The 26,290-nt window shown below is 74.3% G+C and carries 21 protein-coding genes and 1 pseudogene; 13 read left to right on the top strand and 9 right to left on the bottom strand.

Features of this window, described 5'->3' with window-relative positions; genetic code table 11:
* Positions 1 to 246: 246 nt before the first annotated feature.
* Together IG02_RS0124100 and IG02_RS0124095 are read right to left on the bottom strand one after the other, a co-directional pair.
* Positions 247 to 1,059: a TetR family transcriptional regulator gene (locus IG02_RS0124100; RefSeq protein ID WP_030751870.1), complete on the bottom strand. Its 813-nt coding sequence runs from the start codon at positions 1,057 to 1,059 to the stop codon at positions 247 to 249.
* A gap of 105 nt (positions 1,060 to 1,164) precedes the next feature.
* A complete protein-coding gene (locus tag IG02_RS0124095) occupies positions 1,165 to 3,000 on the bottom strand; it encodes a 3-hydroxyacyl-CoA dehydrogenase family protein (protein WP_078854772.1) in 1,836 nt (611 codons plus the stop codon).
* A gap of 426 nt (positions 3,001 to 3,426) precedes the next feature.
* Between IG02_RS0124095 and IG02_RS0124090 the strand changes: the two genes are divergently transcribed.
* Positions 3,427 to 3,993 carry an adenylosuccinate lyase gene (locus IG02_RS0124090; protein ID WP_030751867.1) on the top strand — a complete coding sequence of 189 codons (567 nt, stop codon included), beginning with the start codon at positions 3,427 to 3,429 and terminating at the stop codon, positions 3,991 to 3,993.
* Positions 3,994 to 4,073: 80 nt separating this feature from the next.
* On the opposite strand, the gene IG02_RS0124085 is transcribed toward IG02_RS0124090, so the two are convergent.
* Positions 4,074 to 5,117 carry an Rv2578c family radical SAM protein gene (locus tag IG02_RS0124085; protein WP_030751865.1) on the bottom strand — a complete coding sequence of 348 codons (1,044 nt, stop codon included), beginning with the start codon at positions 5,115 to 5,117 and terminating at the stop codon, positions 4,074 to 4,076.
* A gap of 139 nt (positions 5,118 to 5,256) precedes the next feature.
* On the opposite strand from IG02_RS0124085, the gene IG02_RS0124080 reads away from it, so the two are divergent.
* From IG02_RS0124080 to IG02_RS0124030, 10 genes are all read left to right on the top strand, one after another.
* On the top strand, positions 5,257 to 5,730 hold the full coding sequence (locus IG02_RS0124080) for an SRPBCC family protein (RefSeq protein WP_030751864.1): 474 nt from the start codon (positions 5,257 to 5,259) through the stop codon (positions 5,728 to 5,730).
* Between the two features lie 436 nt (positions 5,731 to 6,166).
* Positions 6,167 to 8,767, top strand: a complete 2,601-nt coding sequence (locus IG02_RS36905) for an ATP-binding SpoIIE family protein phosphatase (RefSeq protein WP_037804108.1) — start codon at positions 6,167 to 6,169, stop codon at positions 8,765 to 8,767.
* Between the two features lie 218 nt (positions 8,768 to 8,985).
* Positions 8,986 to 9,705: a class I SAM-dependent methyltransferase gene (locus IG02_RS0124070; protein WP_030751861.1), complete on the top strand. Its 720-nt coding sequence runs from the start codon at positions 8,986 to 8,988 to the stop codon at positions 9,703 to 9,705.
* 179 nt (positions 9,706 to 9,884) lie between these two features.
* On the top strand, positions 9,885 to 10,832 hold the full coding sequence (locus IG02_RS0124065; protein ID WP_030751858.1) for an LLM class flavin-dependent oxidoreductase: 948 nt from the start codon (positions 9,885 to 9,887) through the stop codon (positions 10,830 to 10,832).
* 288 nt (positions 10,833 to 11,120) lie between these two features.
* Positions 11,121 to 11,954, top strand: coding sequence for a M55 family metallopeptidase (locus IG02_RS0124060; RefSeq protein WP_030751855.1), 834 nt, complete (start codon positions 11,121 to 11,123; stop codon positions 11,952 to 11,954).
* 10 nt (positions 11,955 to 11,964) lie between these two features.
* Positions 11,965 to 13,407: a M20/M25/M40 family metallo-hydrolase gene (locus IG02_RS0124055; protein ID WP_078854797.1), complete on the top strand. Its 1,443-nt coding sequence runs from the start codon at positions 11,965 to 11,967 to the stop codon at positions 13,405 to 13,407.
* Positions 13,408 to 13,460: 53 nt separating this feature from the next.
* Positions 13,461 to 15,644, top strand: coding sequence for a S9 family peptidase (locus tag IG02_RS36900; RefSeq protein ID WP_037804106.1), 2,184 nt, complete (start codon positions 13,461 to 13,463; stop codon positions 15,642 to 15,644).
* Between the two features lie 5 nt (positions 15,645 to 15,649).
* Complete coding sequence (locus IG02_RS0124040; RefSeq protein ID WP_030751850.1) at positions 15,650 to 16,585, top strand: S66 peptidase family protein; 936 nt, start codon at positions 15,650 to 15,652, stop codon at positions 16,583 to 16,585.
* A gap of 374 nt (positions 16,586 to 16,959) precedes the next feature.
* Entirely contained in the window at positions 16,960 to 17,547 is a 588-nt protein-coding gene (locus IG02_RS0124035; protein ID WP_051765651.1) for a GNAT family N-acetyltransferase, read from the top strand.
* A 147-nt stretch (positions 17,548 to 17,694) separates the two neighbouring features.
* Positions 17,695 to 18,606, top strand: a complete 912-nt coding sequence (locus IG02_RS0124030; protein WP_030751847.1) for an arginase family protein — start codon at positions 17,695 to 17,697, stop codon at positions 18,604 to 18,606.
* Positions 18,607 to 18,683: 77 nt separating this feature from the next.
* Here IG02_RS0124030 and IG02_RS0124025 read toward each other — a convergent pair whose 3' ends face one another.
* The 4 genes from IG02_RS0124025 to IG02_RS0124010 form a co-directional block, all read right to left on the bottom strand.
* Entirely contained in the window at positions 18,684 to 19,040 is a 357-nt protein-coding gene (locus IG02_RS0124025; RefSeq protein WP_030751843.1) for a VOC family protein, read from the bottom strand.
* A gap of 155 nt (positions 19,041 to 19,195) precedes the next feature.
* Complete coding sequence (locus IG02_RS0124020; RefSeq protein WP_030751839.1) at positions 19,196 to 20,005, bottom strand: class I SAM-dependent methyltransferase; 810 nt, start codon at positions 20,003 to 20,005, stop codon at positions 19,196 to 19,198.
* Positions 20,006 to 20,090: 85 nt separating this feature from the next.
* Entirely contained in the window at positions 20,091 to 20,660 is a 570-nt protein-coding gene (locus IG02_RS0124015) for a GNAT family N-acetyltransferase (protein WP_030751837.1), read from the bottom strand.
* A gap of 107 nt (positions 20,661 to 20,767) precedes the next feature.
* Positions 20,768 to 22,291, bottom strand: a complete 1,524-nt coding sequence (locus IG02_RS0124010) for a bifunctional phosphatase PAP2/diacylglycerol kinase family protein (RefSeq protein WP_051765649.1) — start codon at positions 22,289 to 22,291, stop codon at positions 20,768 to 20,770.
* A 286-nt stretch (positions 22,292 to 22,577) separates the two neighbouring features.
* On the opposite strand from IG02_RS0124010, the gene IG02_RS0124005 reads away from it, so the two are divergent.
* Complete coding sequence (locus IG02_RS0124005) at positions 22,578 to 23,798, top strand: aminotransferase class I/II-fold pyridoxal phosphate-dependent enzyme (RefSeq protein ID WP_030751832.1); 1,221 nt, start codon at positions 22,578 to 22,580, stop codon at positions 23,796 to 23,798.
* A 180-nt stretch (positions 23,799 to 23,978) separates the two neighbouring features.
* Here the strand turns inward: IG02_RS0124005 and IG02_RS0124000 are convergent.
* A pseudogene (locus IG02_RS0124000) lies at positions 23,979 to 24,584 on the bottom strand (DedA family protein); the annotation flags it as partial.
* A gap of 29 nt (positions 24,585 to 24,613) precedes the next feature.
* Complete coding sequence (locus IG02_RS0123995; protein ID WP_030751826.1) at positions 24,614 to 25,405, bottom strand: MBL fold metallo-hydrolase; 792 nt, start codon at positions 25,403 to 25,405, stop codon at positions 24,614 to 24,616.
* A gap of 345 nt (positions 25,406 to 25,750) precedes the next feature.
* On the opposite strand from IG02_RS0123995, the gene IG02_RS0123990 reads away from it, so the two are divergent.
* On the top strand, positions 25,751 to 26,155 hold the full coding sequence (locus IG02_RS0123990) for a hypothetical protein (protein WP_030751822.1): 405 nt from the start codon (positions 25,751 to 25,753) through the stop codon (positions 26,153 to 26,155).
* The last annotated feature ends 135 nt before the right edge of the window (positions 26,156 to 26,290 follow it).

Below are 26,290 nucleotides of genomic sequence, written 5' to 3'. Positions count from 1 at the left end.
GGCGTCCGGAGCGTGGGCGAGATGGCCCACGGGAACAGCCGGACACCCTCAACGTATGGCACGCCGTGACAGCCCGCAAGGCACTGGGTGCCAGATTTTGCTCTCACTTGTCATCCGCATGGCACGCATGAGCAATCTGTACCGCCCGAAGCCCGCGTCATATCACCGTGTGCGGTCAGGTGGGTGCGGGGAGTGCGTGTGGGTGCTCGGGGCGGGCCGCCGCGTCCGCCGGTCCGGGTGCCCCGCTCAGGTGCCCTTGAGAGCCTGCTTGATGGTCCGCATGACCTCGTCCAGGGGCGCGTCCGTCCGCGCCACCGTCACCAGCACGTCGCCGCTCGTCCGCGCCGTGGCCGACGGCTGGGACGGCGCGCCGCCCAGGGCCCGGCCGGCCCCGGCCCCGGTGCCGAAGGTCTCGCGGACGATCGCGAACGCGTGGTCGAGCTGCGCTTCGAGGTCGCCCTCGCCGCCGGCCCGCAGCCAGCGGCGCAGCACATGGTTGTGCGCCGTGACGACGGCGGACGCCGCCACCTCCGCCATCAGCGGGTCGTCGTTGCCGTCGGCGTGGTCCCGCTCGTCGAAGTGGCCCAGCAGATAGCGCGTGAACAGCCGCTCGTAGCGGGCCACCGAGGCGATCTCGCGCTCACGGAGCGTGGGCACCTCGCGGGTGAGGCGGTAGCGCTCCACGGACACGGCGGGGGAGGCCGCGTACATGCGCATGACCTCTTTGATGCCCCGGCAGACGGTGTCCAGCGGGTGCTCGTGGGCCGGCGCCGCGTTGAGCACCGCCTCCGCGCGTACGAGCGTGTCGTCGTGGTCCGGGAAGATCGCCTCTTCCTTCGAGCGGAAGTGCCGGAAGAACGTCCGGCGCGCGACACCGGCCGCGGCGGCGATCTCGTCGACCGTGGTCGCCTCGTACCCCTTGGTCGCGAAGAGCTCCATGGCCGCTGCCGCCAGCTCCCGCCGCATCTTCAGGCGTTGGGCGGCGGCGCGCACGCCCGCGGCGCTCTCGGGAGCGTCGGACCTGCTGCGCGTACGGGTGGACTTGGCGGGCTGGGACATGAGGTGAACGTACTGCATCGGCGCAGGAGGGCGCGCCCGTGGGGGCGAAGCGGGCGGCGGCGCGCCCGGTTCCGTCCCGCCCGGGCGCGCCCGGTCCGGCGCCGTTCAGCGCCGCGTGTGCTCCCGGAAGCCGCGCCCCGTCTTGCGCCCCAGGCAGCCCGCGGCCACCAGCCGCTCCAGCAGCGACGCCGGCGCCAGCCCCGGGTCGCGGAACTCACGGTGCAGCCCGCGCTCGATGGCCAGGGACACATCGAGACCGACCACGTCGAGCAGTTCGAAGGGCCCCATCGGATAGCCGCCGCCCAGCCTCATCGCGGTGTCGATGTCGTCGGGTGTCGCGTAGTGCTGTTCGAGCATCTTCACCGCGTTGTTCAAGTAGGGGAAGAGCAGGGCGTTCACGATGAACCCGGCGCGGTCGCCGCAGTCGACCGGATGCTTGCGGACCGTGGCGCACACCTCGCGCGCCGTGGCGTGCACGTCGTCGGCGGTCAGGACCGTGCGCACCACCTCGACCAGTTTCATGGCCGGGGCCGGGTTGAAGAAGTGCATCCCGATGACGTCGGCGGGGCGCGAGGTCGCCCGCGCGCAGGCCACCACGGGGAGGGAAGACGTCGTCGTGGCCAGCACCGCGCCGGGCCGGCACACCTTGTCGAGCCGGGCGAAGAGCGCCCGTTTGACCTCCAGGTCCTCGGCCACGGCCTCGATGACCAGGTCCGCCTCGGCGAGCGCGTCGAGCGAGTCGGCCGGGACGATACGGGACAGCGTTCCGTCCCGGGCCCCGGCGGTCAGCCGGCCCTTGGCGACGGAGCGGTTCAGGGACGACCCGATCCGGGCGGTGGCCGCCACCGCCTTCTCCGGCGTACGGGCCGCCAGGACCACCTCGTACCCGGCTCTGGCGAAGACCTCGGCGATACCGCCCGCCATCGTGCCCGACCCCACGACGCCCACCGAGGCGACGGGCCTGCCCGGCACGGTGTCCGGCGCGGCAGTCGGCGTACGGGCGTCCGGCACGGCCGTCCCGTTGCCCGGCGCCGCGTAGGTGTAGAAGCCGCGTCCGGACTTGCGGCCGGTCAGCCCGGCCTCGCTGAGCTGCCGCAGCACGGGCGCGGGCGCGTGCAGCCGGTCGTGGGTGGCCGCGTACATCGCCTCCAGCACGGTCCGGGCGGTGTCCAGACCGATCAGGTCGAGCAGCGTGAGCGGGCCCATCGGCAGCCCGCAGCCCAGCCGCATCGCGGCATCGATGTCTTCCCGGGTGGCGTATCCGGCCTCGTACATCGCGGCGGCCTGGTTGAGATAGCCGAAGAGCAGACCGTCCGCGACGAAGCCGGGCCGGTCGCCCACCGCGACGGGCTCCTTGCCCAGCTGCCGGGCGAGCGCGGTGACGGCCGCGACGGCCCGGGGCGAGGTCAGGACGGAGGAGACCACCTCGACCAGCCTCATGGCCGGGGCCGGATTGAAGAAATGGAGCCCCAGCAGCCGTTCGGGGTGCGCCGATTCGGCCGCGAGCCGGGTCACCGACAGCGCGTTGGTGCCGGTGGCCAGCACCGCCGCGGGGCTGACGATGCCGTCCAGCTCCCGGAAGACGCGCTGCTTGGTCTCGTACGACTCGGGCACGACCTCGATCACCAACTCGGCGTCGGCGGCGGCCCGGAGGTCGGAGAAGGTGCGCAGTCGCGCGAGGACCGTACGCCGTTCCCCGGCGCCGAGCCGCCCGCGCTCCACGGCGCGTGAGGTGGCGGCCTCGATCGAGGCGACGGCACGCGCGGCGGCGGCGTCGCTGATGTCGATGCCGATGACCTCGTGGCCGGCCCGGACGAGCACGTCGGCGATGCCGGTGCCCATGGTGCCGAGGCCGACGACGGCGATGGGGGAAAACCGTGAGGGAGGGGCTGGAGGGGCGGGAGAGGCATGAGGGGCGGAAGAGGCGAGAGGGGCGTCCATGAGGACTCCTGAGGGGAGAGTGACGACTGGTGTCCCGGTGCCGGGTTGTAACGGGTGCGTGCCGTGCGGCCGGATGGTTCACCGGGAGCCGTACGCGTACCGGCGTGCGGTGGCGTGACCGCGCCCCGGGGGTGTGCGTGGGGGCGCGCGTGGCGGGAGAAAGAACGGCAGGCCCTGTCCCGTGGCCCGGCCGGTTGGAACCGACTGCTCTCACGACGGCTGCGTCACCAGGCCGCCGTGAGTCGCGGGTCGATGACCCGCTCATCTGAGGTTAACCCCCGAGTAACGAGCGCGCCAGACGGGGGAAGATGTGGGCTGGGTCACTCGGTGCGCGGCGACGGCCCGGCGCGGGGGCGCGGGGTGTGGTGGGGGCGGGCGGGCATACGCGCCGGTGATCTCCGGGCGGCGGATCGCTACCCTGGGGCCATGGACGAGGACTTACGTTCGCTCCTTGACCGGGTGCGGGACGAATCCGGAGGCTCGCTCGCCTACCAGCGGCTGGTCAGGGCCGAGGACCGGGACGAGCTCGCCGCCGTCCTCACCGCGCGTGAACAGCCCCTCTGGGCCCGGGAACTCGCCGCCTTCCGGCTCGGCTGCGCCGGGGACCGCCGGGCGTTCGAGACGCTCGTGCTGCTGCTCAACCACCGCGACCCCGAACGCTGTGTCTCGGCCTCCTACGCCCTGGCCCGCCTCGGCGACCCCCGGACGCCCAGGGCCGCCGCCGCGCTGGCCACCAACACCCTGCGCACCGCCTACGCGATGCACCCCGTCCGGCTGCTCACCGAACTGCGCGCGCCCGAGTCCGTGCCCGCGCTGATCGCCACGCTCTCGGGGCTCCTGACGCCGGACGAGCCGCACTGGCGGGTGGCACTGGCGTGCGTCGAGGGCCTGGGCCGCCTCGGGGACGCGCGGGCGCGTCCCGTACTCGAGGCCGCCCGCGACCACCCCCGACTCGCCACCGCCGCCGCGACCGCGCTGGGCCGGCTTCCGTAAGAGGCCGCGCGACCCGGACGGGCAGAGCGCAAGGACCCTCAAGTCCGGCGAGATCCGGGCGAAAGGGTCCTGGGCCCGCGTCACAGCAGTGTCAACTGGGTGGCGCCCGCCGCCGGTTCGCGATCCGGGCCCGGCTCCGGCGGTGCGGTGATGCGCCGGGCCGCGCCCCGGCCGGCCGGGCCGATCCCGAACTCGGCCGCGAACTCGTGCACCTGGCGGGTGACCCGCCGCTGGTACCACGTCGGCGCGTACGCGCCGCCCGCGTACATCCGCTCGTACCGCGTCACCAGGCGCGGATGGTGCTCCGCCAGCCACGTCATGAACCACTCGCGCGCCCCCGGCCGCAGGTGCAGGACGAGCGGGGTCACCGACCCGGCCCCGGCCGCGGCGATCTCCCGTACCGTCTCGCGCAGCTGAGCGGGGTCGTCGCCGAGGAAGGGGACGACCGGGGCCATCAGCACGCCGCAGCCGATCCCGCTGTCCGCCATGGCGCGTACGACGTCCAGGCGTCGCCGCGGTGACGGTGTGCCCGGCTCGACCGTGCGCCACAGGTCCTCGTCGACGAAGCCGACCGAGACCGAGACGCCCACGTCCGTGACGGCCGCGGCCTCCCGCAGCGACTCCAGGTCGCGCAGGATGAGCGTGCCCTTGGTGAGGATGGAGAAGGGGTTCGCCCGCTCGCGCAGGGCCGCGATGATCCCCGGCATCAGCCGGTACCGGCCCTCCGCCCGCTGGTAGCAGTCGACGTTCGTGCCCATCGCGATGTGCGCGCCCTGCCAGCGCGGGGACGCCAGCTGCCGGCGGACCAGCTCGGGCGCGTTGACCTTGACGACGATCTGGGAGTCGAAGCCCAGCCCCGTGTCGAGGTCCAGATAGCTGTGCGTCTTGCGCGCGAAACAGTACACGCAGGCGTGCGAGCAGCCGCGGTACGGATTCACCGTCCATTCGAACGGCATGCGGGACGCGCCCGGCACCCGGTTGATGATCGAACGTGCGCGGATCTCGTGAAAGGTGATGCCGCGGAATTCGGGGGTGTCGAAGGTGCGTGTGATCACCGCATCGGTGCCGAAGAGTGCATTCTCCCCGGCCGTCGAGGCGTTCTCGACCAGATTGTCCCAGCGCATGGGTGCCTCCTCGGTAGTGCTGCCCAAACAATAGAACAAACGTTCCCTTGATCGCCGCGACCTCGATTTGGCGGGTGTACCCGAGGGTGGTTGGGTGGCCGCAACTCACTGGAAAACCGAGTGCTGGAGGAAGAGAGCCATGGCTCAGGTAGAGGCCACGACGGAGCGGATCATCGCGGCGGACGCGGAGACGGTGTTCGACGTGCTGGCCGACTACGAGCACACCCGTGCGAAGCTGCTGCCGGCCCCCTTCAGCGAGTACGAGGTGCGCGAGGGCGGCGACGGCGAGGGCACTCTCGTGCACTGGAAGCTCCAGGCCACCAGCAAGCGTGTGCGTGACTGCCTGCTGGAGGTGACCGAGCCGAGCGACGGCCGGCTCGTGGAGAAGGACCGCAACTCCTCGATGGTCACCACCTGGACCGTCACTCCGGCCGGTGAGGGCCGTTCGAAGGCCGTCGTGACCACCGTCTGGAACGGCGCGGGCGGCATCGGCGGCTTCTTCGAGCGCACCTTCGCGCCCAAGGGGCTGGCGCGCATCTACGACCAGGTGCTCGCCAACCTCGCGGCCGAGACCGAGGGTGCGGCCGGGGGCGCGGCCGGCGCGAGCCAGTAGTCCCCGCGCGGGGCGGGGCGGGGCGGGGCGCGCTGCCCGCCCGCGACCGTCACCGCGCCGTCACCGCTCCCGACCGACGGACGCCGGCCGCCACCGGCGTCCGTCGGTACGGGCCCCGGCGCCGTCGGCCCGCCCGGCGTCGCCGTTGCCCCGGTCGCCATTTCGGGTGTTTTCCCGGACCGACCACCTCGGGGCCCGCGCTCGCCGCCCCGTCCGCCGGTGGCCACCGTGCTCCGCGGGGCGGGGGCGCGCGTACGGAGCGCGACCTTCGGCCGGGACACGAAGACTGACTGATTTCCAGTCAACTGTTGACCCGGCCACGGTGGTGCGCGGGCGTGCTGCTGATTGGTTCATTGCCCGGCGCGACGCACGCGGCGGGCCTTACCGTGGAGGGCGGAGCCGCGCACACCGGCGGCAGGGAAGGAGCCTTCCACGCATGGACCGTGGTAATCCGTCCGGGCGGCCACAGCGGCTCGGCGCGGCCGGCCGGATCCCGCTCGCCGTGGTCGTCGTGGACGGCGACGGCCTCGTGTCGCACTGGTCGACGGGCGCACGACGGCTTTTCGGCCATTCCCGGGACGAGGCCGTCGGGCAGCCGGCGAGCGATCTGATGCCGGTGGCCGGTGCGCTCGCGCGGAACGAACAGGGCGTGGCCCACGGGACGTACGACGCCGATGGCGAGCTGGGGCCCGGGCTGCACTTCCGCGGCCTCTACCCGACCTCGGGCCGCGCGAAGGTCTCCAGGCCGGGGCCGGGGCCGGGCGGGCTCGACGTGCTCTGGTGGGCCTATCCGCTGGTCGGACCGGGCCCCGGGCGCCATCTGTTCCTCGCGGCGGACGCGGCCCGGTTCCGCGCGGACAGCGGGACACCGTACGACCAGGAGGCGCACGCGAACCGCGACGGGCACGCGAACCGCGACGCGCACGCGAACCGCGGTGCGGACGGGAACCGCGACGCCGACGTGGACCGCGACGCCGACGGGAACCGCGAGGGCGGCGCACGTGGCGACGTCCTGCGGGTCAGCCCCGGCTTCGCCCTGCACACCGAGTTCCCGGACTCCGACGCGCTGGCCCGGCGCCTGCCGGACATCCTGCCGAACATGGGCCCCGCCGAGTCCGGCCGCATCATCGCGCAGGTTCTCGAACTCGGTTATCCGGTACTGGAGTTCAGCCACCAGGAACGCGTGCCCGTCACCCCCGACTGGGGCGTGCCCCGGCGCGTGCGGGGGCGGTCGGGAGCGGGTGGACCACGCTCCGGGACGGTGCCGACCGACACGGCCCCGGGCCGGTTACGGCGGACGGCCGCTCCCCCTCCTCAGCTCGACCTGGAGTACGCGGAGGTGCGTGAGCGGCTGGAGTTCCTCAACGAGGTGAGCGGCCGGATCGGTTCGTCGCTCGACCTGGCCACCACCATCCGCGAGGTCACCAGCGCCGCGGTGCCCCGCTTCACCGACTTCGCCGGCACCCACCTGCGCGCCGCCGTGCTCGCGGGGGAGGGGTTCCCGGACGGCCCGCCCGATGTGACCACCGTCTGGCACCGGGTGTGGGTCGAGCACAACGACGAGCCGGGGCGGTGGGACGACACGGTCCCGGTCGGCGAGGCCATCGCCTTCCCCGAGCACACCCCGTTCTTCCAGTGCATGGTCACCGGGGAGCCGGTTCTGATCCCGCGTATCGGCGAGGAGATGGGCGACCGGATCTCGGGCGAGTTCGAGAAGCGGGACCTGCGCCCGCTCATCAACCACCGCTCCATGCTGCTCGTGCCGCTGAAGGCGCGCGATGTGGTGCTCGGCTTCATGGTGCTGATGCGCCGGCCCGACCGGGAGCCGTTCGACGACATGGACCGCACGACCGGGGCGGAACTCGCGGCGCGGGCCGGCCTCGTCCTCGACAACGCCCGCATGTACACCCACCAGGAGAACGTCGCCGAGACGCTCCAGGACAGCATGCTGCCGCGGGTCGGTCCGCGGATGGCCGGCTGCGACATCGCCACCCGCTACCTGCCGGGCGCGCGGCTGGGCCGGGTGGGCGGCGACTGGTTCGACGCCGTCAAGCTGCCCGGCTCGCGCACCGCGCTGGTCGTCGGCGACGTGATGGGCCACGGCCTCAAGTCGGCCGCGATGATGGGCCAGTTGAGGACCGCCGTGCGGACCATGGCGACCATGGAGATGCCGCCCGCCCAACTGCTGCGCAACCTGGACGACGTGGCGCAGCGGCTCGGGGAGACCTACCTGGCGACCTGTCTCTACGCGGTCTACGACCCGATCAGGTCGGAGCTCCAGATCGCCAACGCCGGGCACATCCCGCCCGTGCTCGTCCGGGCCGAGGACGGCGGCGCCCACGTGCTCGACCTGCCGACCGGGGCGCCCATAGGCGTGGGCGGCGTGGCCTTCGAGACGGCTACCGTACGCGTGGGACCGGGCGACCGGCTGGTGCTGTGCACCGACGGCCTGGTCGAGGTGCGCGGCGCGGACATCGGGGACGGCCTGGCGGCGCTGTGCGCGTCCGCCGCGCACCCGGCGGCCTCCATGGACGACGCCTGCGACGCCATCATCCGCGCGCTGAACACGCGGGACGGACGCAAGGACGACGTGGCCCTGCTGATGGCGCGGCTCAACGGCATCCCCGGCGCGGACGTGGCCGAGTTCCAGCTGGAGCCGGACCCACGGGAGGTGGCGCGGGCCCGGCGGCTGGTGCGCGGGCAGCTGTCCGCGTGGGGGCTGTCCGGCGCGGCCGAGCCGGCCGAGCTGATGGTCAGCGAGCTGGTCACCAACGCCATGAACCACGCCCGCTCCCACCGGGTGGGGCTGCGTCTGGTCCGTACGGACGCGCTGCTGTGCGAGGTCCTCGACGACGAGCCGGCCCCGGCGGCCCTGCTGGACGCGGGGGCGGAGGACGAGTTCGGCCGTGGGCTGCGGGTGGTGAGCAGCCTGGCCCGGGAGTGGGGCAGCAGCAGTTCGGCCCGGGGGAAGACGGTCTGGTTCGAACAGGCCCTGACGCGGACGCCGACGCGGCCCGGTGGGCCGCGGACGGGCTGAGGGCCCTCGCCCTGTGGAGGGGTCGGTCCGGCGCGGCGAGGTCGTGGTGACACGTGCGGAGAAGCGGCTCTCCCGTGGTGACGCGCGGCGGGACGCGGCTTCCCTGTGGTGATCCGATGAATTCCGTGTCCCTTCCCTTGTCCCGGACCCGCGCGGACGGTAGTCCAGTCCCTCGAAAACGCGCTGGACGCCGGGCCGACCTGGGGAGACGTATACGTATGCACGTGTCAGAGCGTTACCGCGAGGCGTGGGAGGGGTATTGGCGGGGCACCTCCGGTACCCAGGGTGCGGCGATATGGGACGTCGACCCCTCGCTCGCCGCCGCCCCCCACTGCGCCCTGCTGCTGCCGTACGCCGATGCCTCGCTGCCCGTGGTGGACCTGGGCTGCGGCAACGGCACCCAGACCCGCTACCTGGCCACGCGGTTCGCCCGCGCGACCGGTGTGGACCTCTCGCACGCGGCGATCGCGCACGCGCGGCACGCGGATCCGGCCGGCCGCGCGGAGTTCGAGCAACTCGACCTGGTGGACCGCGCCGCGGTACGGGAGCTGGGCGGTCGGCTCGGGGACAGCAACGTCTATATGCGGGCGGTGATCCACCAGAGCGAACCCCAGGACCGGCCCCAGGTCGCCGCGGCCGTGGCGGAACTGCTCGGCGAGCGCGGCCGGGCCTTCGTCGCGGAGCTGACCTCCGCGGCCAAGGACGTGCTGCGGCAGGCGGCGCAGCGGTCGGGCGGGCCGCCCGAGAAGCTGCGGCGGGTCTTCGAGCACGGGCTCAAGCCGGGCAGCGCCGAGGACGAGGAGACGCCCGCGCTGCTGCGCGCGGCAGGCCTGACCATCCTGGCGGACGGCGACACCGGCCTCGCCCAGACGGAGCGGATGCCGGACGGGACCCTGCTCGAACTGCCGGCGCGGTGGTACGTCCTCGCCCGGGCGTAGCGGCCGTCCGTACGGGGGCCGGACGCACGGGCTTCGTGGGTACGCGGCGGGTGTCGCGCCACGTACCCACGCGAGGGACGGAACGTCCTGACCGGTCAGCGGCCGGCTCACGAGTCCCGGCGTTCGCCCCGGGCGGAAGGCCGTTCCGGCCGACGGACCACCGACCGTAGTGTTCGATCATGCTGATACCGACCGTTTCCGTACAGGCGGAACCCCGGAACGCGGCTACCTGGACCGCCCTCGCCCGCAGAGTGGAGGCGGCGGGGTACGACGCGTTGCTGACCGCGGACCATCCGGGCGTGACGGCCTCCCCGTTCGTGGCGCTGGCCGCCGCCGCGGCCGTGACCGAGAGGATCGGCCTCGGTTCGTACGTCTCCCACGCGGGCATCCGCGAACCGCTGTTGCTGGCCTCCGACGTGGCCACCCTGGATCTTCTCTCCGACGGGCGCGCGCGGCTGGCGCTGGGCGCGGGCCACACCCCGGCCGAATGGGCCATGCTCGGCTCCGAGCGGCCCGATGTCGCCGGACGCGTGCGCCGCTTTCTCGCCGTGGCCGAGGCGTGCCGGGCGCTCCTCGCCGGGGAGACGGTCACCGTCACCGGGCCGGAGGTCCGGGCGTACGAGGCTCGGCTGACCGAGCCCCGGCCGGTCCAACGGCCGGTGCCGTTCACCTTCGGCGGTGGCAATTCCGCCTTGCTGCGCTGGGCGGGCGAGCACGCGGACGTGGTCGGCTTCAGCGGCCTGGGCCGCACACTGGCCGACGGGCACCACCACGAGGCCCGGTGGGACGGTGCAGCCATCGACCGCCAGGCGGACCTGGTCGAGCGGAGTGCCGCGGGCCGGGCCGTGCCCCCGGCCCGTGAGGCGCTCGTCCAGGTCGTGGAGATCACCGACGACGCGGAAGCGGCCGCGCACCGGCTCGCCGAGCGGTTCGACACGTCCGCGGACGCCGTGCTCGCCGCGCCGTACGCGTGGGTCGGCACAGTGGGGGAGATCGCCGAGTCCCTGGCCGAGCACCGCCGGCGCTGGGGGATCAGCCGCTATGTCGTGCGCGAACCGCATCTGAAGGCGGCCGACCAGGTGCTCGCCGGGCTCGTGCGCACGGCCGCCGCCCCGCCCGGGGCCTGAGCGTGGTCGGACGTCCGGGTGAGGTCGGACGGACCCACGTGGCCGGACGCGCCCGCGCGCACCGGCTCGCCTGCGTGGGAGGGGTCGACCTGCTGCTGAGGAGGGCAGCCGCCGCTTCCGTGAGCGGCCCTCGTCGCGGTGAGCGGCCGTCGCCGCGGACCGGCGGGTTGTCGGTGCCGCCCCGCATACTGATGCCAGGAGATCACTCCTGACGGGACCGGGCGGGACGGGCCGGCTTCGACCGGGCGGGGTCCGGGGCCGAGCGGAGGAGAGGAAGGGAGCGGGCCGGTGAAGATCCTCATCAGCGCCGACATGGAGGGCGCCACGGGCGTGACCTGGCCGGCCGACGTGCTGCCCGGCACGCCCCAATGGGAGCGGTGCCGGGCCATGTTCACCTCGGATGTGAACGCGGCCGTGCTGGGCTTCCTGGACGGCGGCGCGGACGAGGTGCTCATCAACGAGGCCCACTGGTCGATGCGCAATCTGCTGCTGGAGCGGCTGGACGAGCGCGCGCAGATGCTGACCGGCCGTCACAAGTCGCTCTCCATGGTCGAGGGGGTCCAGCACGGCGACGTGGACGGCGTCGCCTTCGTCGGGTACCACACGGGCGCCGGTACGGAGGGCGTCCTCGCGCACACGTACCTCGCCAACGCCCTCACCGGCGTCTGGCTGAACGGGGCGCGCGCGAGCGAGGGCCTGCTGAACGCGCACGTGGTCGCCGAGTTCGGCGTCCCCGTGGTGCTGGTCACCGGTGACGACCTGACCTGCCGGGACGCCGAGGGCTACGCGCCGGACGCCCGCAAGGTCGCCGTGAAGGACCATGTCTCGCGGTACGCGGCGGTCTGCCGTACCCCGGCCCGCACCGCCGCCGACATCCGTGCCGCGGCGAAGGAGGCGGCGGCGCTGGCCCGGCGCGGCGAACCGGCCGAAGGGGGGCCCTTCACCATGGAGATGGAGTTCGACGCCGCCCACCTCTCCGACGTCTCCACGGTCGTCCCCGGTGTGGAGCCCAGTGGTGAACGGCGGGTCAGGTACACCAGCGGGACGATGTATGAGGCCATTCGCACCTTCAAAGCCGTGACGACGATCGTCTCATCGGCGATGGAAGAGCAGTATGGGTGACATGAGCTCCATGAACGGCAGCGACGCGAACGGTACGACAGGTGCGGTCGAGGTTCCCGAGGCCACTGAGGTCGACCAAGCTTCCGCCTCCGGCTCCGCCCAAGCCTCCGCCTCCGCCGCCGGCGACGCGTTGGACGCGCGTGCGCTGGACGAGGTCGTCACCTTCACCTCCGACCTGATCCGTATCGACACCACCAACCGGGGGAGCGGCGACTGCCGCGAGCGCCCGGCCGCCGAATACGTCGCGGAGCGGCTGGCCGAGGCGGGCCTCGAGCCCGTCCTCCTGGAGCGCGCGCCCGGCCGGACCAACGTGGTGGCCAGGATCGAGGGCACCGACCCGGCCGCCGACGCGCTGCTCGTCCACGGGCATCTCGACGTGGTCCCCGCCGAGCCCGCCGACTGGACCGTGCACCCGTTCTCCGGCGAGGTCAGGGACGACGTCGTCTGGGGCCGGGGCGCGGTCGACATGAAGAACATGGACGCGATGGTGCTGTCCGTCGTCCGCGCCTGGGCCAGGGCCGGGATCCGGCCGCGCCGGGACATCGTCCTCGCCTACACCGCCGACGAGGAGGCGAGCGCCGCCGACGGCGCGGGCTTCCTGGCCGACCGGCACCCCGGCCTGTTCGAGGGCTGCACGGAGGGCATCAGCGAATCCGGGGCGTACACCTTCCACGCCGGCCCCGGAATGACGCTCTATCCGATCGGCGCCGGTGAGCGCGGCACCGCCTGGCTCAAGCTGACCGCCGAGGGCAGGGCCGGCCACGGCTCCAAGCTGAACGACGCCAACGCGGTCAGCAGGCTCGCCGCCGCCATCACCAGGATCGCCGACCACCACTGGCCGGTCCGGCTCACCCCGACCGTGCGCGCCGCCCTGGTGGAGATCGCCGCGCTGCACGGCATAGAGGCGGACCTCGACGGCATGGACGCCGAGGGCTTCGACGTGGACGGCCTGCTGGGCAAGCTCGGCCGGGCGGCCGAGCTGATCGCGCCGACGGTGCGCAACAGCGCCAACCCGACCGTCCTGGAAGCCGGTTACAAGGTCAATGTGATCCCGGGCCGGGCCACCGCCTACGTCGACGGCCGGACGGTGCCGGGCGGCGAGGAGGAGTTCCGCACCACGCTGGACCGGCTGACCGGGCCGGACGTGGCCTGGGAGTTCCACCACCGGGAGGTCGGGCTCCAGGCGCCGGTCGACTCCCCGACCTTCGCCAAGCTGCGCGCGGCCGTCGAGCGCTTCGACCCGGCCGGACACGCCGTGCCGTTCTGCATGTCGGGCGGCACGGACGCCAAGCAGTTCTCCCGGCTCGGCATCACCGGCTACGGCTTCTCCCCGCTCCGACTGCCGCCCGGGTTCGACTACCAGGCGCTGTTCCACAGCGTGGACGAGCGCGTGCCCGTCGAGGCGCTGCGTTTCGGCGCGCGCGTCCTCGACCACTATCTGAAGACGGCCTGACCGCCTAGGCTCGCGTCCGCCCGTCGGCCGATCGAGGATTGAGGAGCATCGCCATGCTGACCACGGGGGGTTACGGCACGTGGCCGTCACCGATCGACGCCACGCTCGCCGCGTCGCGCGACGGCCGGCCCGAGTACGTCGGGACGGTCGGTGAGGAAGTGTGGTGGACGGCGCCGCGGCCCGCCGAGGCGGGGCGGCGCGCGCTCGTCCGGCTGCGGGCCGACGGCCACGAGGAGTCGGTGCTGCCGCCGCCGTGGAACGTCCGCAGCCGGGTGATCGAGTACGGCGGCACGCCCTGGGCGGGCGCCGAGCGGGCCGAGGGCGGGCCGCTCCTCGTCTTCGTGGACTTCGCCGACCAGCGGCTGTACGCGTACGAGCCGGACGGAACGGCTCCGCCCCGGCCGCTCACACCCCTCTCCCCGACCGGCGGCGGACTGCGCTGGGCCGACCCCCGGATCCACCTGGACCGGGGCGAGGCCTGGTGCGTGCTGGAGGAGTTCACCGGTGAGGGGCCGACGGACGTCCGGCGGGTGATCGCGGCCGTACCGCTGGACGGTTCGGCCGCCGAGGACCGCGCGGCCGTGACGGAACTGTCCGACGACCGGCACCGCTTTGTCACGGGGCCCCGGCTCTCGCCCGACGGACGGCACGTCGCCTGGATCGCCTGGGACCACCCGCGGATGCCGTGGGACGGCACGGTGGTGATGCTGGGTGAGGTGCCGGACATGGCCGGCGGGCCGGGTGCCGGGGAACCGGCCCGCGCGGGCGGAGCGAGCGGGCCGCGCAGTGCGCCGTTCACGGACGTCAGGCCGGTCGTCGGGGACACCGACGAATCGGTCGCCCAGGTCGAGTGGGCACCCGACGGATCGCTCCTCTTCGTCTCGGACCTCAGTGGCTGGTGGGAGGTGCGGCGCGTCCGTCTCGACGACCTGGCTCCGGGAGTCGTCCGCGGCACCGCCCTCCGCCCCGGCCGGAGCGAGGAGTTCGGCGGTCCGCTGTGGAAGATCGGCCTCCAGTGGTTCCAGCCGCTGGCGAACGGGCTGATCGCCGTTATCCACGGCAAGGGCACCACCGCGCTCGGCCTGCTCGACCCCGCCACCGGCGAACTGGTGGACGCCGAGGGGCCGTGGACCGAATGGGCCGCCACCCTCGCCGTGCGCGGCGACAGGGTCATCGGGGTGGCGGCGAGCCCGCGCAGCGGGTACGAGGTGGTGGAGTTCGACGCGGCGACCGCCACCGGCACCGACGCCGGGAGCGCCATCGGCACCGACGCGGCGACCGCCACCGGCACCGGCGTCGGCACCGGAACCGACGCGGAAGCCGACGCCGAAACCGCTGCCCGCACGGGCCGGGTCCGGGTGATCGGCTCGGCGCACCGGGACGTGGTGGATCCCGCGTACTACCCCGAGCCCCACAGCCGTACGTTCGACGGACCGGACGGCCGCGAGATCCACGCCCACATCCACCCCCCGCACCACCCCGGCCACCGCGCGCCGGAAGGCGAGCTGCCGCCCTACGTGGTGTGGGCGCACGGAGGTCCCACCGGCCATGCCCCGCTCGTCCTCGACCTGGAGATCGCCTACTTCACCTCGCGGGGCATCGGTGTCGCCGAGGTCAACTACGGCGGCTCCACCGGCTACGGGCGTGCCTACCGCAACCGGCTGCGCGGCCAGTGGGGCGTCGTGGATGTCGAGGACTGCGCGGCCGTCGCGCGGGCCCTGGCGGCCGAGGGCACCGCGGACCCGGCCCGGCTCGCCGTGCGCGGCGGCAGCGCGGGCGGCTGGACGGCGGCGGCGTCCCTCACCACCACCGACGTCTACGCCTGCGGCACGATCATGTTCCCCATTCTCGACCTGCTGGGCTGGGCCACCGACGAGACGCACGACTTCGAGTCCCAGTACCTGGAGTCGCTGGTCGGGCCGCTCGCCGAGGTGCCCGAGCGGTACCGCGACCGCTCGCCGCTGTACCACGCCGGCGACATCACGGCGCCCTTCCTGCTGTTGCAGGGCCTGGACGACGTGATCTGCCCGCCCGCGCAGTGCGAGCGGTTCCTGGCCCGAACGGCCGAAGGCGACGTGCCGCACGCGTACATCGCCTTCGAGGGGGAGGGACACGGCTTCCGCCGGGCGGACACGATGGTCCGCGCCCTGGAGGCCGAACTGTCCCTGTACGCTCAGACGTTCGGTATCGAACGCACCGATGTCCCCCGGCTGGAACTGACGAAAGGCCGACGGTGACCGATCTGACCCGGCCACGGCCCCTGGTCCGGGCCCCGCGGCTGCGGCCGGGGGCCAGGGTCGCCGTCGTGGCCCCCAGCGGACCGGTCCCCGCCGACCGGCTCGCCACCGGCCTGGACATTCTGCGCGGCTGGGATCTCGACCCCGTGGTCGCCCCGCACGTCCTGGACACCCACCCCCGGCTCGGCCACCTCGCCGGGCGCGACGAGGACCGGGCGCGCGACCTCCAGGAGGCGTGGTGCGATCCGTCCGTCTCGGCCGTCCTGTGCGCCCGGGGAGGTTACGGCGCCCAGCGCATGGTCGACCTCCTGGACTGGGACGCGATGCGGGCCGCCGGCCCCAAGGTCTTCGTCGGCTACAGCGACATCACCGCGCTGCACGAGGCGTTCGCCGTGCGGATGGGACTGGCCACCCTGCACGGGCCGATGACCGCGACCGTCACCTTCCTCAAGGACGCCGCGACCCAGGACAGCCTGCGCGCCACGCTGTTCGAGCCCGAGTCGGTCCGGACCCTGGGTTTGCCCACGGCCCGGGGCCTGCTCCCCGGCCGGGCCAGGGGCGTCACGCTCGGCGGGTGCGTCAGCCTGCTCGCCGCCGACCTCGGCACACCGTACGCCCGCGCGTCGGCCGACGGCGGGCTGCTGCTGATCGAGGACGTGGGGGAGGAGCCGTATCGCCTCGACCGGATCCTCACCCAGCTGCTGCGCTCCGGCTGGCTGTCGGGGGTGGCCGGGATCGCGCTCGGCTCCTGGGCGGAGTGCGGACCGTACGAGGAGGTCAGGACGGTGCTGCTGGACCGGCTCGGCGGGCTGGGCGTACCGGTCGTCGAGGAGCTGGGCTTCGGCCACGGGCCGACGGCGCTGACGATGCCGTTGGGCGTCCCGGGAACGCTGGACGCGGAGAGCGCCACACTCACCCTGGACGAGCCCGCCCTGACCTGACGACCCCGCTCCTCGCGGCCGTCGTCGGCCGGCGTGGCCGCGCGTCGGCGTACGGGGCACCTTCCTCGCCGGCGGGCTGCCGGCCCTCGGCGCCCCGCGCGGTGCCGTTCGGCGGGCGGCTGCTGCCCGGGCGGGCCACACGCGGCGGTCCGCTCCCGGCCGGGCACCGCGCCGGGTGCGTTTCCCGGGACCGGCCGGCCGGAGCCGCACGGGAGCGGAAGACGTGACTCCGGCGCCGCGGCGGCGCGGCTCCCGCCGGGACCGGTCCGGGCGGGAGGCGGTGGACGCTTTCTCGCGGGTGGCGTGTTCACCGGCGCGTCCGCCCGGACGTGTGTCCGTGTCCGGACCGGCGTCGGCGCGTCTAAGCTGGCCCGATGCCCAAACTTCCCGGCCTCCCGGACGTCGGCCCCGGTTCCCCTCCGGTTCCGCTCGCCGAAGGCGCCCGTACGTTCCTGACCGCCTACCGGCCGCAGGACGCGGCGGAGTTCACCGCGCACGCCAGGGCCGGCCGCGCACTGCACCGCCCCTGGCTGTTCCCGCCGGAGACGGCGGAGGCGTACGCCGCGTACGCGGGCCGCCTCATCGAGGACCCGACCGCGGCGGGCTTCCTCGTCCGGGACCGCGCGGACGGCCGGATCGCGGGGTTCATCAACATCAACAACATCGTCCGGGGCGGGTTCCGCTGCGGGGCGCTCGGCTATGGCGCGTTCGCGCACGCGGCGGGCCGGGGGCTGATGGGGGAGGGGCTCGGGCTGGTGCTGCGCCAGGCGTTCGGCCCACTCGAACTGCACCGGCTGGAAGCCAACATCCAGCCGGGCAACACCGCGTCCCTCGCGCTCGTCCGCCGTGCGGGCTTCCGGCGGGAGGGCTTCTCCCCGGACTTCCTCTTCGTCGACGGCGCGTGGCGTGACCACGAACGCTGGGCCATCACGGCGGAGATGCCGACGGAAGCCACCGGCTGAGCCGGCCCCGGCGGGGACGTTTCCCCGGCGGGACCCGCCGACGGTGCCGGCGTCGCCCGCCTACCGCCTTACTGTCGGACTGTGCCGGCTGTGCGTTTTCCCACAACCGCGTTGAGGACCGAGAGTACGGCGGAGAGGATGACGCGCATGCGGAATATCGTGGTGATCGACGCGCCCTCCAACCTGGGCCTCCGCCCGCCGGCCCCCGGCACCGTGCCGGGCTGCTACAAGCTCGCCGGCGCCCTGCGCGAGCAGCGGCTCCTCGAGCGGCTCCGGGCGTTCGAGGGCGGGGTCGTGGTCCCGCCCCGCTACGACCGCGGCGACTGGCGGGAAGGGGACGACGTCTTCAACGCGGCCGCGATCGCCGCGTACACGCCCCGGCTGGCGGACCGGATCGAACGCCACGTGAGGGCCGGTGACTTCCCGCTCGTACTCGGCGGTGACTGCTCCATCCAGCTCGGCGCGTCGCTCGCGCTGCGCCGCCTCGGGCGGTACGGCCTGGCGGCCGTCGACGCCTCCGCCGACTTCCGGCACCCCGGCAACTCCGACCGGATCGGCGCGGCGGGCGGCGAGGAACTGGCCCTGGCCACGGGGCGCGGCCGGCGGGACCTGACCGACCTGGAGGGGCTGCGGCCGTACCTGCGCGACGAGGACGTCCGGCTCTTCGGGATCAGGGACGGCGACGAGGACCTCGCGGAGCTGGCGGAGCTGAGGATCCCCACCCTGACGGTGGGTGAGCTGCGTGAGTGGGGCGTCGCGGACGTGACGGAAGCCACGCTGATGACCCTGGAGGCGCCGGTGACCGAGGGGTTCTGGGTGCATCTGGACGCGGACGTGCTCGACCCCGAGGTGATGCCCGCCGTGGACAGCCCGGACCCGGGCGGGCTGCTGCCGGACGAACTCGCCGTCCTGCTGCGGACCCTGGTCGGCTCCGAGCGCTGCGTCGGCATGAACGTGACCATCTACGACCCGGACCTCGACCCGCTGGGCACGGCGGGCGCACTGCTCGCGGACCTGGTCGTGGGGGCCTTCATCGACGAGAACGACGTGACGCCGTAGGGCGGCGGGGGAACCGGCCGCCGCCGGCCGAGCGGACCGTACGGCCCGCCGCCCGGCCGGCGGGCGGTACCGACGGACTACTGGGCGGCGGCGTTGCGGTCGACGTACTCGAAGATCGAACCATCGGGGTGCAGGGCGATCAGATTGCGCCCCGCCGGCGTGGGCACCGGGCCGGCGAGGACCTGGCCACCGACCTCCGTGAGGGTCGTCAGGGCTTCGTCGACGTCCTTGACGGCGATGGTCGCCGTCACCTTGCGCAGGACGTCTATCTCCGAAGCGGGGCCGCTCATCAGGAGGAAGCAGCCCACGGCGGCGACCGAGACCCCACCGCGCTCGAAGCGGAGGGCGGAGGTTCCGGTGAGGCGTTCGTAGAACGCCACCGAGGTCTCCAGGTCGTCGACGCAGATGCGCAGCGTGGTTCCCAGGATTTCCATACGCAGCAGGTTAGTTGGCCGGGCCGCCGCGCGGGGCAGCCGGTGGGTGCCGGACGTTTCGCGACGGCCGCCGGAGGCCCGGTCGGCCGAGCTCGCGTCGGTGTCCCGCGCTTGCACGCGCGCCCACGTCCGCGGCGCTCCTCGTACGGCGCCCCTCACACGCGGCAGAGGATCTCGCCGTGCGGGGTCATGAACCAGGCGTCGGCGGCGCCGCCCCACTCGCGCCACGCGTCCGCGATCGCGGCCAGCCGCTCCCGGGACGTATGGCCGTCGCGGACCGCCACGTCCGCGTAGCTCGACGCGAGCGTGCGGTCCGCCCACAGGCCGCTCCACCAGGCGAGTTCGTCGGGGCGCGCGAAGCACCAGGTGGCGGCGGTCGCGGCGACCTCGGTGAAACCGGCCCGCCGAGCCCAGGACAGCAGCCGTCGTCCCGCGTCCGGCTCGCCCCCGTTCGCGCGCGCCACCCCGCGGTACAGCTCCAGCCACTCGTCCAGCGCCGGTACGTGCGGGAACCAGGCGAAGGCGCCGTAGTCCGCGTCGCGCGCCGCCACGACTCCGCCCGGCCGGCACACGCGGCGCATCTCGCTCAGCGCGCGTACGGGGTCGCCGACGTGCTGGAGGACCTGGTGCGCGTGGACGACGTCGAAGGAGTCGTCGGGGAAGTCCAGATCGTGGACGTCCGCGACCGCGAAGCGGACGTTGGTCGCACCCGCCGTCGTGGCGGCCTCCCGCGCCCGCTCCAGGACGCCCCCGGCCGCGTCCACCGCCGTCACCGTGCCCGGCGCGACGAGCGCCGCCAGGTCGGCGGTGATGGTCCCCGGCCCGCAGCCCACGTCCAGCACGTTCTGGCCCGGTCGCAGTTCGGGGAGCAGGTACGCCGCGGAGTTGGCGGCGGTGCGCCAGCGGTGCGAGCGCAGCACCGACTCGTGGTGCCCGTGCGTGTATACGGCGGTCTCCTTCGGCATGGCCGGACTCCCTCGCGTCGAGTAGTGGGCCCACCGTACGCGGGCATGCCGGATGGCGAGACGCATGTATCGCTATATGGGCGGCCTATGTGGTCGGCCTGTCCTCCCCGGAAGGCGAGCCGTGCCGCGTCGCCCACGTCTCCCGGCTGAGTTCGTAGGCCACGTCTCCGTGCTCCGAGCCCTCGATCGTGTCCGGCCAGTCCTCGAAGAAGGTACGGACGTACGTCAGGCCGGTCTTCTCCAGCACGCGTCGCGACGCGGTGTTGACCGTCATGGTCTGCGCGGTCACGCGTTCCGTACCGAGGTCGGTGAACGCCTTGCGGACCAGGGCGCGTGCCCCCTCCGTGGCGTACCCGCGCCCCCACGCCGCCCGGCGCAGGCGGTAGCCCAGCTCGACCTCGTGCCAGCCCGTTCCGGCACCCGGGTCCAGCGAGAACCATCCGAGCCAGGTCCCCGTCGTCCGCTCCTCCGCCGCCCAGAATCCCCGGCCGAGCATCCTCGGCAGCGTCTCGTTCCGCACTGTCTCGCGGGTCACCGGGCGGCCCGCGTCGATGAACCTCCGCACTCCTGGGTCGTTGTCGAGCGCGACCAGCCGGTCCAGGTCGTCCGGGACGAAGGAACGCAGCCGCAGCCGGGGCGTGAGAAGAAAGTCCATGGCCGTGATGGTCCGGCCGGAGCGTCCTGGCCGTCCACCGCGTTTTCCCCGCGGCGGCATCCGCTTCCGCGTATCGGTGTCCGCTCTCCGCGACGGGGGCCGCTGCCCTACAGCAGCGTTCGCGGCCGGTAGACCGTCAGCGCTTCGAGATCCTTGTCCACGGTCAACTCGGGCGGGGCCTCGGCCAGTTCGCCGTCGAACGCCAGCGGCGTGCCCGGCTCGATGTCCCTGATCCGCAGTCGGCGCATCCGCTCCGCCGCGTGCACCGGGGAACGGCTCAGCGGCCCGGCGAGCGCGGCGGCCAGCAGCCGCATCCCCGGCAGCCGGCCGCCGTGCACGATGCGTACGTCCAGCAGACCGTCCGCGAGGTCGTGCCGGTGGCCCGGTGTGGGGCCCACCTGCTGGTAGAGGCAGTTGCCCGCGAACAGCAGCCACAGCTTCCGGCGCCGCCCCTCGAACGTCGCGTCCAGCTGGTGCTCGCCGCGCAGCACCTTCCCCGCCGCGAGGAGTCCGGCCGGCCAGCCGCCGATCCGCGGTGCCCAGTGCTCCCGCACCCGCACCAGTTCCGGATACACGCCCAGGCTGAAGGTGTTGACGAAGTGGCCGTGCGCCGCGCCGTCCGGACCGGGGGTGAAGCGTCCCAGGTCCACGCGTACGGCTTCGCCCGCGTCCAGCGCGCGCACCGTGTCCCGGACGCTCTCGATGCCGAGGTCGTACGCGAAGTGGTTGAACGTGCCGCCGGGGAAGACGGCCAGCGGCAGCCCGTACCGTACGGCGACGCCGGCGGCCCGGTTGATCGTGCCGTCCCCGCCGAGCACCCCCAGCGCCCGGCAGCGGTCGGCGGCCTTCTCCAGCTCGGCGTCCACCTCGTCCGGTTCGCACTCCACGACCTCCGCGTACGGCAGCGCGTCGCGCAGCAGCGTGGCGGTGTCGGCCGAGCCGGAGGCGCGGTTGGCGACCACGACCAGGCCCCGGCCGCCGGGCAGTTCCGGGGCCGTCGCGAACGGCCTGCCCGGCGCGGGAAGTTGCGACCGGGTCGGGACCAGCCCCCGTACCGCGTACGCCGCGCCCACGCCCAGAGCCGCGCCCGCCAGCACATCGCTCGGATAGTGCACGCCCGTGTAGACGCGGGAGAGTGCCACGGCGGCGGCGACCGGTGCGACCAGGGCACCCCATCCCTTGGACTCCAGTGCCACGCCCGTCGCGAAGGCCGCGGCCGAGGCCGAGTGCCCGGACGGGAAGGAGGTCGTGAACGGCTGCCGCTTCAGCCGCCGTATCACCGGAACGGCGTCCAGCACCGGCCGCTGCCTGCGCACCGCGCGCTTGCCCACGGTGTTGATGGCGGCCGAGGCCAGCCCCAGGGACGCCACGCCCCGCAGCGCCGCCCGGCGCGCGCGGGCGCTCCCGCCCAGGGCCGCCATCCCGGCCGCCGCGCCGAACCAGAGCAGTCCGTGGTTGGCGCTGCGGCTCAGCCGGGGCAGCACGAGGTCCGCCCCGGGCCAGTGCCGGACGGCGACGGAGCGGAACACTCGCTGGTCCCAGGATTCGAGGAGAGTGGCGACCCGGGTGCGGGTGCCCGGGGCCGCGGGGCCGCGGCCGGGGAAGGCTGAGGTCAAGGAGGTCTCCGACATGGAACGCGGGTACCCCGCCGGGGACGGGGGCAAGCGGTCGGTACGGCAACCGTGTGCGGGTACGCATCTCTGTGGTGCCTGCGGTGCCTGCGGTGCCTGCGGTGCCTGCGGTGCCCCCGGGCTGCCCGGGGGTGCTCGGGGTGCCCGGGGTCCTGGGGCGCACGGTGAGGCAAAGGTACGTAACCTGCCTGACAGGGGCCTCGTCGATCTGCGGCTCTCCCGGCCGAAGACCGGCGGACGGCCGGTCCGGCGGACCGGAGACCCGCGGAAGGCGGTGAGCGGCGGTATGCGGCAGGCGGCGTCGCCGGAGGACCCGGCCACCGTGCGGTTCGGCCCGCCGGTTCCCGAGCCGGGGCTGCCCCCGCTGCCCGAGCTGGTGGACGCGTGCGCGGCCGGGGCCCGGCGTGCCGGACCGGAACCGCCCGGCGGCGGTGCGGTCCTGCGCGAGGCGGCCCGCGGTTACTGGGGGCGGCGCGGGCTGGAGACCGGCGTGGACGACGTGATCGCCGCGCCGGGCGCGCAGCCGCTGCTGTTCGCGCTGCTCGCCGCGTACGAGGGGGACGTGCTGATGCCCCGGCCCTGTCCGGCCTCGTGGACGGCGCAGGCCCAGTTGCTGCGGCGGCCCGCCTACCACGTGCCGGCCCCGGTGGACGCGGGCGGAGTGCCGGACCCGTTCGCGCTGCTGGAGACGGTGCGCAGGGTACGGGCCGAGGGCGGCGCCCCCCGGGTGCTGCTGCTCTGCCCGGCCGACGATCCGACCGGGACGGTGGCACCGCCCGAGCTGGTGCACGAGGTGTGCGAGGCGGCACGGGGGGCGGGGCTGCACATCATCAGCGACGAGACCTGGCGCGACACGGTGCACCGGCCGCACGAGACGGTGCTGCTCGGCCCGGCCCAGATGTGGCCCGGCGACGTGACGGTGGTCTGTGACCTGGCGGGCGCCTTGCTCCCGGCCGGCTGGCCCGCGGCGGTCGCGCGCTGTCCGGCCGCCTCCGCGGGGAGCGCGTCACGGGCCCGGACGCTCGACGTCCTCGCCGCGCTCGGCTCCCTGGTCGCGGGACCCGTGGCCCCGGCCGCCACCCTCGCGCTGGACGAACCGGAACCCGTCACTGCCAGGCTGCGCGCCGCGGCGGCCCTGCACGCGCGGGTGTCCGCCGCCGCGCACGACGCGGTACTGGCCTCGGGCGCGGTCGCCCGGCCCCCGCAGGCGGGTCGTCACCTCTACGCGGACCTCGGCCCGCTGCGCGCACGGCTGGCGGACCTGGGCGTCACCGACTCCGTCGAGCTGGAGTCCCACCTGACCACCCGCCTGGGGACCCCCGTACCGGGCGGCCACCGCTTCGGGGACGATCCGGACGAACTGCGCGTACGCCTGTCGACGGGACCGCTGCTGGGCTCCACGGCCGAGGAGTGCCTGGAGTCCCTGGCGGCCGCGGACCCCGTGGAACTGCCGCATGTCGCGGGGGCGCTGGGCAGGCTCGCGGACGTTTTCGGCGAACTGAGCTGATCCGGGCCGGCCGCGGGACCGAGGGACCGACCCTCCCGGCTCGGCCTACCGGCCCGGCGCGGCCGGGCTCTCCGGGGCGCCGGGGGCCGGCGGGTCGGCCCGGGCGTTCCGGTCGGCCGGCCCCTTCCGGGCCCCGCTCCCGTTCCCACTCCCGCTCTCGGCCCCGGACCCGGTGTCGTCCTGGGCCGGCCGGCGGAGCCGGCTCCAGAGCGCCGGGACCGCGCTGAGCAGCAGCGTCAGCGCAACCGCCGCCAGCACCCCCTCCCACGCCTCGTGGAAGAGCGAGCCGCCGAGCACCCCGATGAGCTGGTACGTCGCCGCCCAGGCCAGGCACGCCGGCGCGTTGCCCCGCGCGAACCGGCGCAGCGGCCATTCGGCCAGCAGGCACGCCAGCATCACCGGTATCCGGCCCGCCGGCACCAGCCGGGACAGCACCAGCACCATCACCCCGTGCTCGCGCAGCTTGCCCTGGGCCTGCTCCAGGCGGTCCGGCGGGGCGCTGCCACGTATCGCGTCCAGCCAGCGCGAGCCGTTCTTCGAACGGAATCCCCGCCGCCCCAGCCAGTACAGCGCCACATCGCCCGAGAACGCCGCCACCGACGCCACGGCGAAGACCAGGAGCATGGGGAACGGATTGGTCTGGTGGAAGGCGACCACCGCCGCCGAACTGACCACCGCGCCCGTCGGCACCACCGGCACCAACGCGCCCAGCACCACCAGCAGGAACAGCGACGGATAGCCCGCGGCCTGCGTCGACTCGGACGGCAGCCGTATGGCCTCGGCCAGGCGGGAGAGGTGGTCCGGCAGGCCGTCGATCACCGCCGGGCCTCCGGTCGTACGCTCTCGCCGTGCCGCAGCGGATGGACGGTCACCTTGGGCGCCAGCCGTGCCGCCTTCCGTACGAACTCGTCGCCCGGCGCGTAGAACTCGTGCGGCCGGACGCCGTCCATTCCGATCGGCCAGTACGTGCCGTAGTGCACCGGCACCGCGGCGCCCGGCGCCAGTCGTGCCAGTGCCTCGGCCGCCCGTCCGGCGTCCAGGTGGCCGGGCCCCAGGTACGGTCCCCAGCCGCCGACCGGCAGCAGCGCCACGTCGACGGGACCGACGGCGTCCGCCATGGTGTCGAAGAGACCGGTGTCGCCGGCGAAGTACGTACGGATCTCGCCGTCGATCACATAGCCGAGCGCGGGGGAGCGCTGCGGCCCCACCGGCAGCCGCCGTCCGTCGTGCCGGGCGGGTACGGCCCGTACGCGCACCGGCCCCAGGTCCACCTCGTCACCCGGTCCGACCTCGGTGATCCGCAGCCCGGCCGGGTTCCCGCGCCCGCCCAGCCGGCGCAGTCCGGGGACGGCCGCCCCGGCGCCGCGCGGCACGACGAGCCGGGTGCCGGGCGCGAGCCGGGCCAGCGAACCCAGGTGCAGATGGTCGGAGTGCAGGTGCGAGACGAGCACGGCGTCCGCTACTCCCGCCTCCGGCGGGGGCACCCGACCGCACCGACGGCGCAGATGCGCGAGCCGGCGCGCGAACAGCGGGTCCGTGAGGACGCGTACGCCGGAGTCCTCGACCGTGCAGGTGGCGTGACCCCACCAGGTGATGACCGTTCCCAAAGCCCGACCCCAGTTCCGTAGCCCGTCCGCGGTCCCGCGCTCGTATCCTCACTCACGCCGCACTACGCCTCACTCACGCGTGACTCACTCGGGCGCGCCGCGCTTGGTGCGTCTGCCTCGGACTCTCCTTCGTACACCTGTCGGACCACCTGCCGCACCACCGGCCGCGGCGGCGGGTCCGCACTCAGCGTACGGCCGACGGGGCGCGCGGTGGAGCGGGTGCGCCTGTCACGCGCTATCGGCCGCCGGGTGCGCGCCTGCCTCGGGGACGGCCCGCCGAGTAGGGTCTGCGGACAGGCCATGACAGGCCGGCGTCGGGGGAAGACGGATGTGGGGGGACGACGCATGGGCGAGATACGGGTGGCCGCGATCGCCAGCTTGACTCCACTCGAGGAACTGGACAGTGCCCCGTTCCTGGTGGACACGCACGGGCAGCACGCGATGTGCGCGCGCTGGGCGGCGGACAAGGGCTTCGTCGTCACCCGGCAACTGCTGGTCTACCGCATGCGGCCGGACCACCGCGGGCTGTGGGTGGACGTCGACGCGGGGCTCGTGGACCTCTTCGTCGCCGCGAACGAGCGGGTACTGGACCGGGCCCTGACGTCGGTCGCGGCCTTCGCCGCCGAGTGCGAACGGCGAGGTGTGGGGCTGGAGACGGCCGGGATGGACGAGCCGTACTACGACGCGGAGATGAAGGCGGGCGTGCACCGGAGGCTGTCGATGCCGACGGCGGGGTACGCGAAACGGTGAGCGGGTGAGCGGAGGCCCCGGCCCGCCCGGCCGCGCCGGGCCAGGACCTCGGGAACCCGGACTCCCCCGCCCCTTCCGCCGCCGGGCCGTCCCGTCTCCGGCGCCCCTCCGCCCCGCCCCGCCCCGCTCGCCGCC

The sequence above is a fragment of the Streptomyces sp. NRRL F-5135 genome, assembly GCF_000719775.1.
Lineage (GTDB): Bacteria > Actinomycetota > Actinomycetes > Streptomycetales > Streptomycetaceae > Streptomyces > Streptomyces hebeiensis.
Note: the sequence above shows the minus strand (reverse complement) of the source record. Positions and strands in the feature narration are given on the sequence as shown.

Bases quoted from the DNA above. Each gene is read 5' to 3' on its own strand.
- IG02_RS0124100 (WP_030751870.1), bottom strand. From the start codon at position 1,059: ATGTCCCAGCCCGCCAAGTCCACCCGTACGCGCAGCAGGTCCGACGCT.
- IG02_RS0124095 (WP_078854772.1), bottom strand. From the start codon at position 3,000: ATGGACGCCCCTCTCGCCTCTTCCGCCCCTCATGCCTCTCCCGCCCCT.
- IG02_RS0124090 (WP_030751867.1), top strand. From the start codon at position 3,427: ATGGACGAGGACTTACGTTCGCTCCTTGACCGGGTGCGGGACGAATCC.
- IG02_RS0124085 (WP_030751865.1), bottom strand. From the start codon at position 5,117: ATGCGCTGGGACAATCTGGTCGAGAACGCCTCGACGGCCGGGGAGAAT.
- IG02_RS0124080 (WP_030751864.1), top strand. From the start codon at position 5,257: ATGGCTCAGGTAGAGGCCACGACGGAGCGGATCATCGCGGCGGACGCG.
- IG02_RS36905 (WP_037804108.1), top strand. From the start codon at position 6,167: ATGGACCGTGGTAATCCGTCCGGGCGGCCACAGCGGCTCGGCGCGGCC.
- IG02_RS0124070 (WP_030751861.1), top strand. From the start codon at position 8,986: ATGCACGTGTCAGAGCGTTACCGCGAGGCGTGGGAGGGGTATTGGCGG.
- IG02_RS0124065 (WP_030751858.1), top strand. From the start codon at position 9,885: ATGCTGATACCGACCGTTTCCGTACAGGCGGAACCCCGGAACGCGGCT.
- IG02_RS0124055 (WP_078854797.1), top strand. From the start codon at position 11,965: ATGAACGGCAGCGACGCGAACGGTACGACAGGTGCGGTCGAGGTTCCC.
- IG02_RS36900 (WP_037804106.1), top strand. From the start codon at position 13,461: ATGCTGACCACGGGGGGTTACGGCACGTGGCCGTCACCGATCGACGCC.
- IG02_RS0124035 (WP_051765651.1), top strand. From the start codon at position 16,960: ATGCCCAAACTTCCCGGCCTCCCGGACGTCGGCCCCGGTTCCCCTCCG.
- IG02_RS0124030 (WP_030751847.1), top strand. From the start codon at position 17,695: ATGCGGAATATCGTGGTGATCGACGCGCCCTCCAACCTGGGCCTCCGC.
- IG02_RS0124025 (WP_030751843.1), bottom strand. From the start codon at position 19,040: ATGGAAATCCTGGGAACCACGCTGCGCATCTGCGTCGACGACCTGGAG.
- IG02_RS0124020 (WP_030751839.1), bottom strand. From the start codon at position 20,005: ATGCCGAAGGAGACCGCCGTATACACGCACGGGCACCACGAGTCGGTG.
- IG02_RS0124015 (WP_030751837.1), bottom strand. From the start codon at position 20,660: ATGGACTTTCTTCTCACGCCCCGGCTGCGGCTGCGTTCCTTCGTCCCG.
- IG02_RS0124010 (WP_051765649.1), bottom strand. From the start codon at position 22,291: ATGTCGGAGACCTCCTTGACCTCAGCCTTCCCCGGCCGCGGCCCCGCG.
- IG02_RS0124005 (WP_030751832.1), top strand. From the start codon at position 22,578: ATGCGGCAGGCGGCGTCGCCGGAGGACCCGGCCACCGTGCGGTTCGGC.
- IG02_RS0123990 (WP_030751822.1), top strand. From the start codon at position 25,751: ATGGGCGAGATACGGGTGGCCGCGATCGCCAGCTTGACTCCACTCGAG.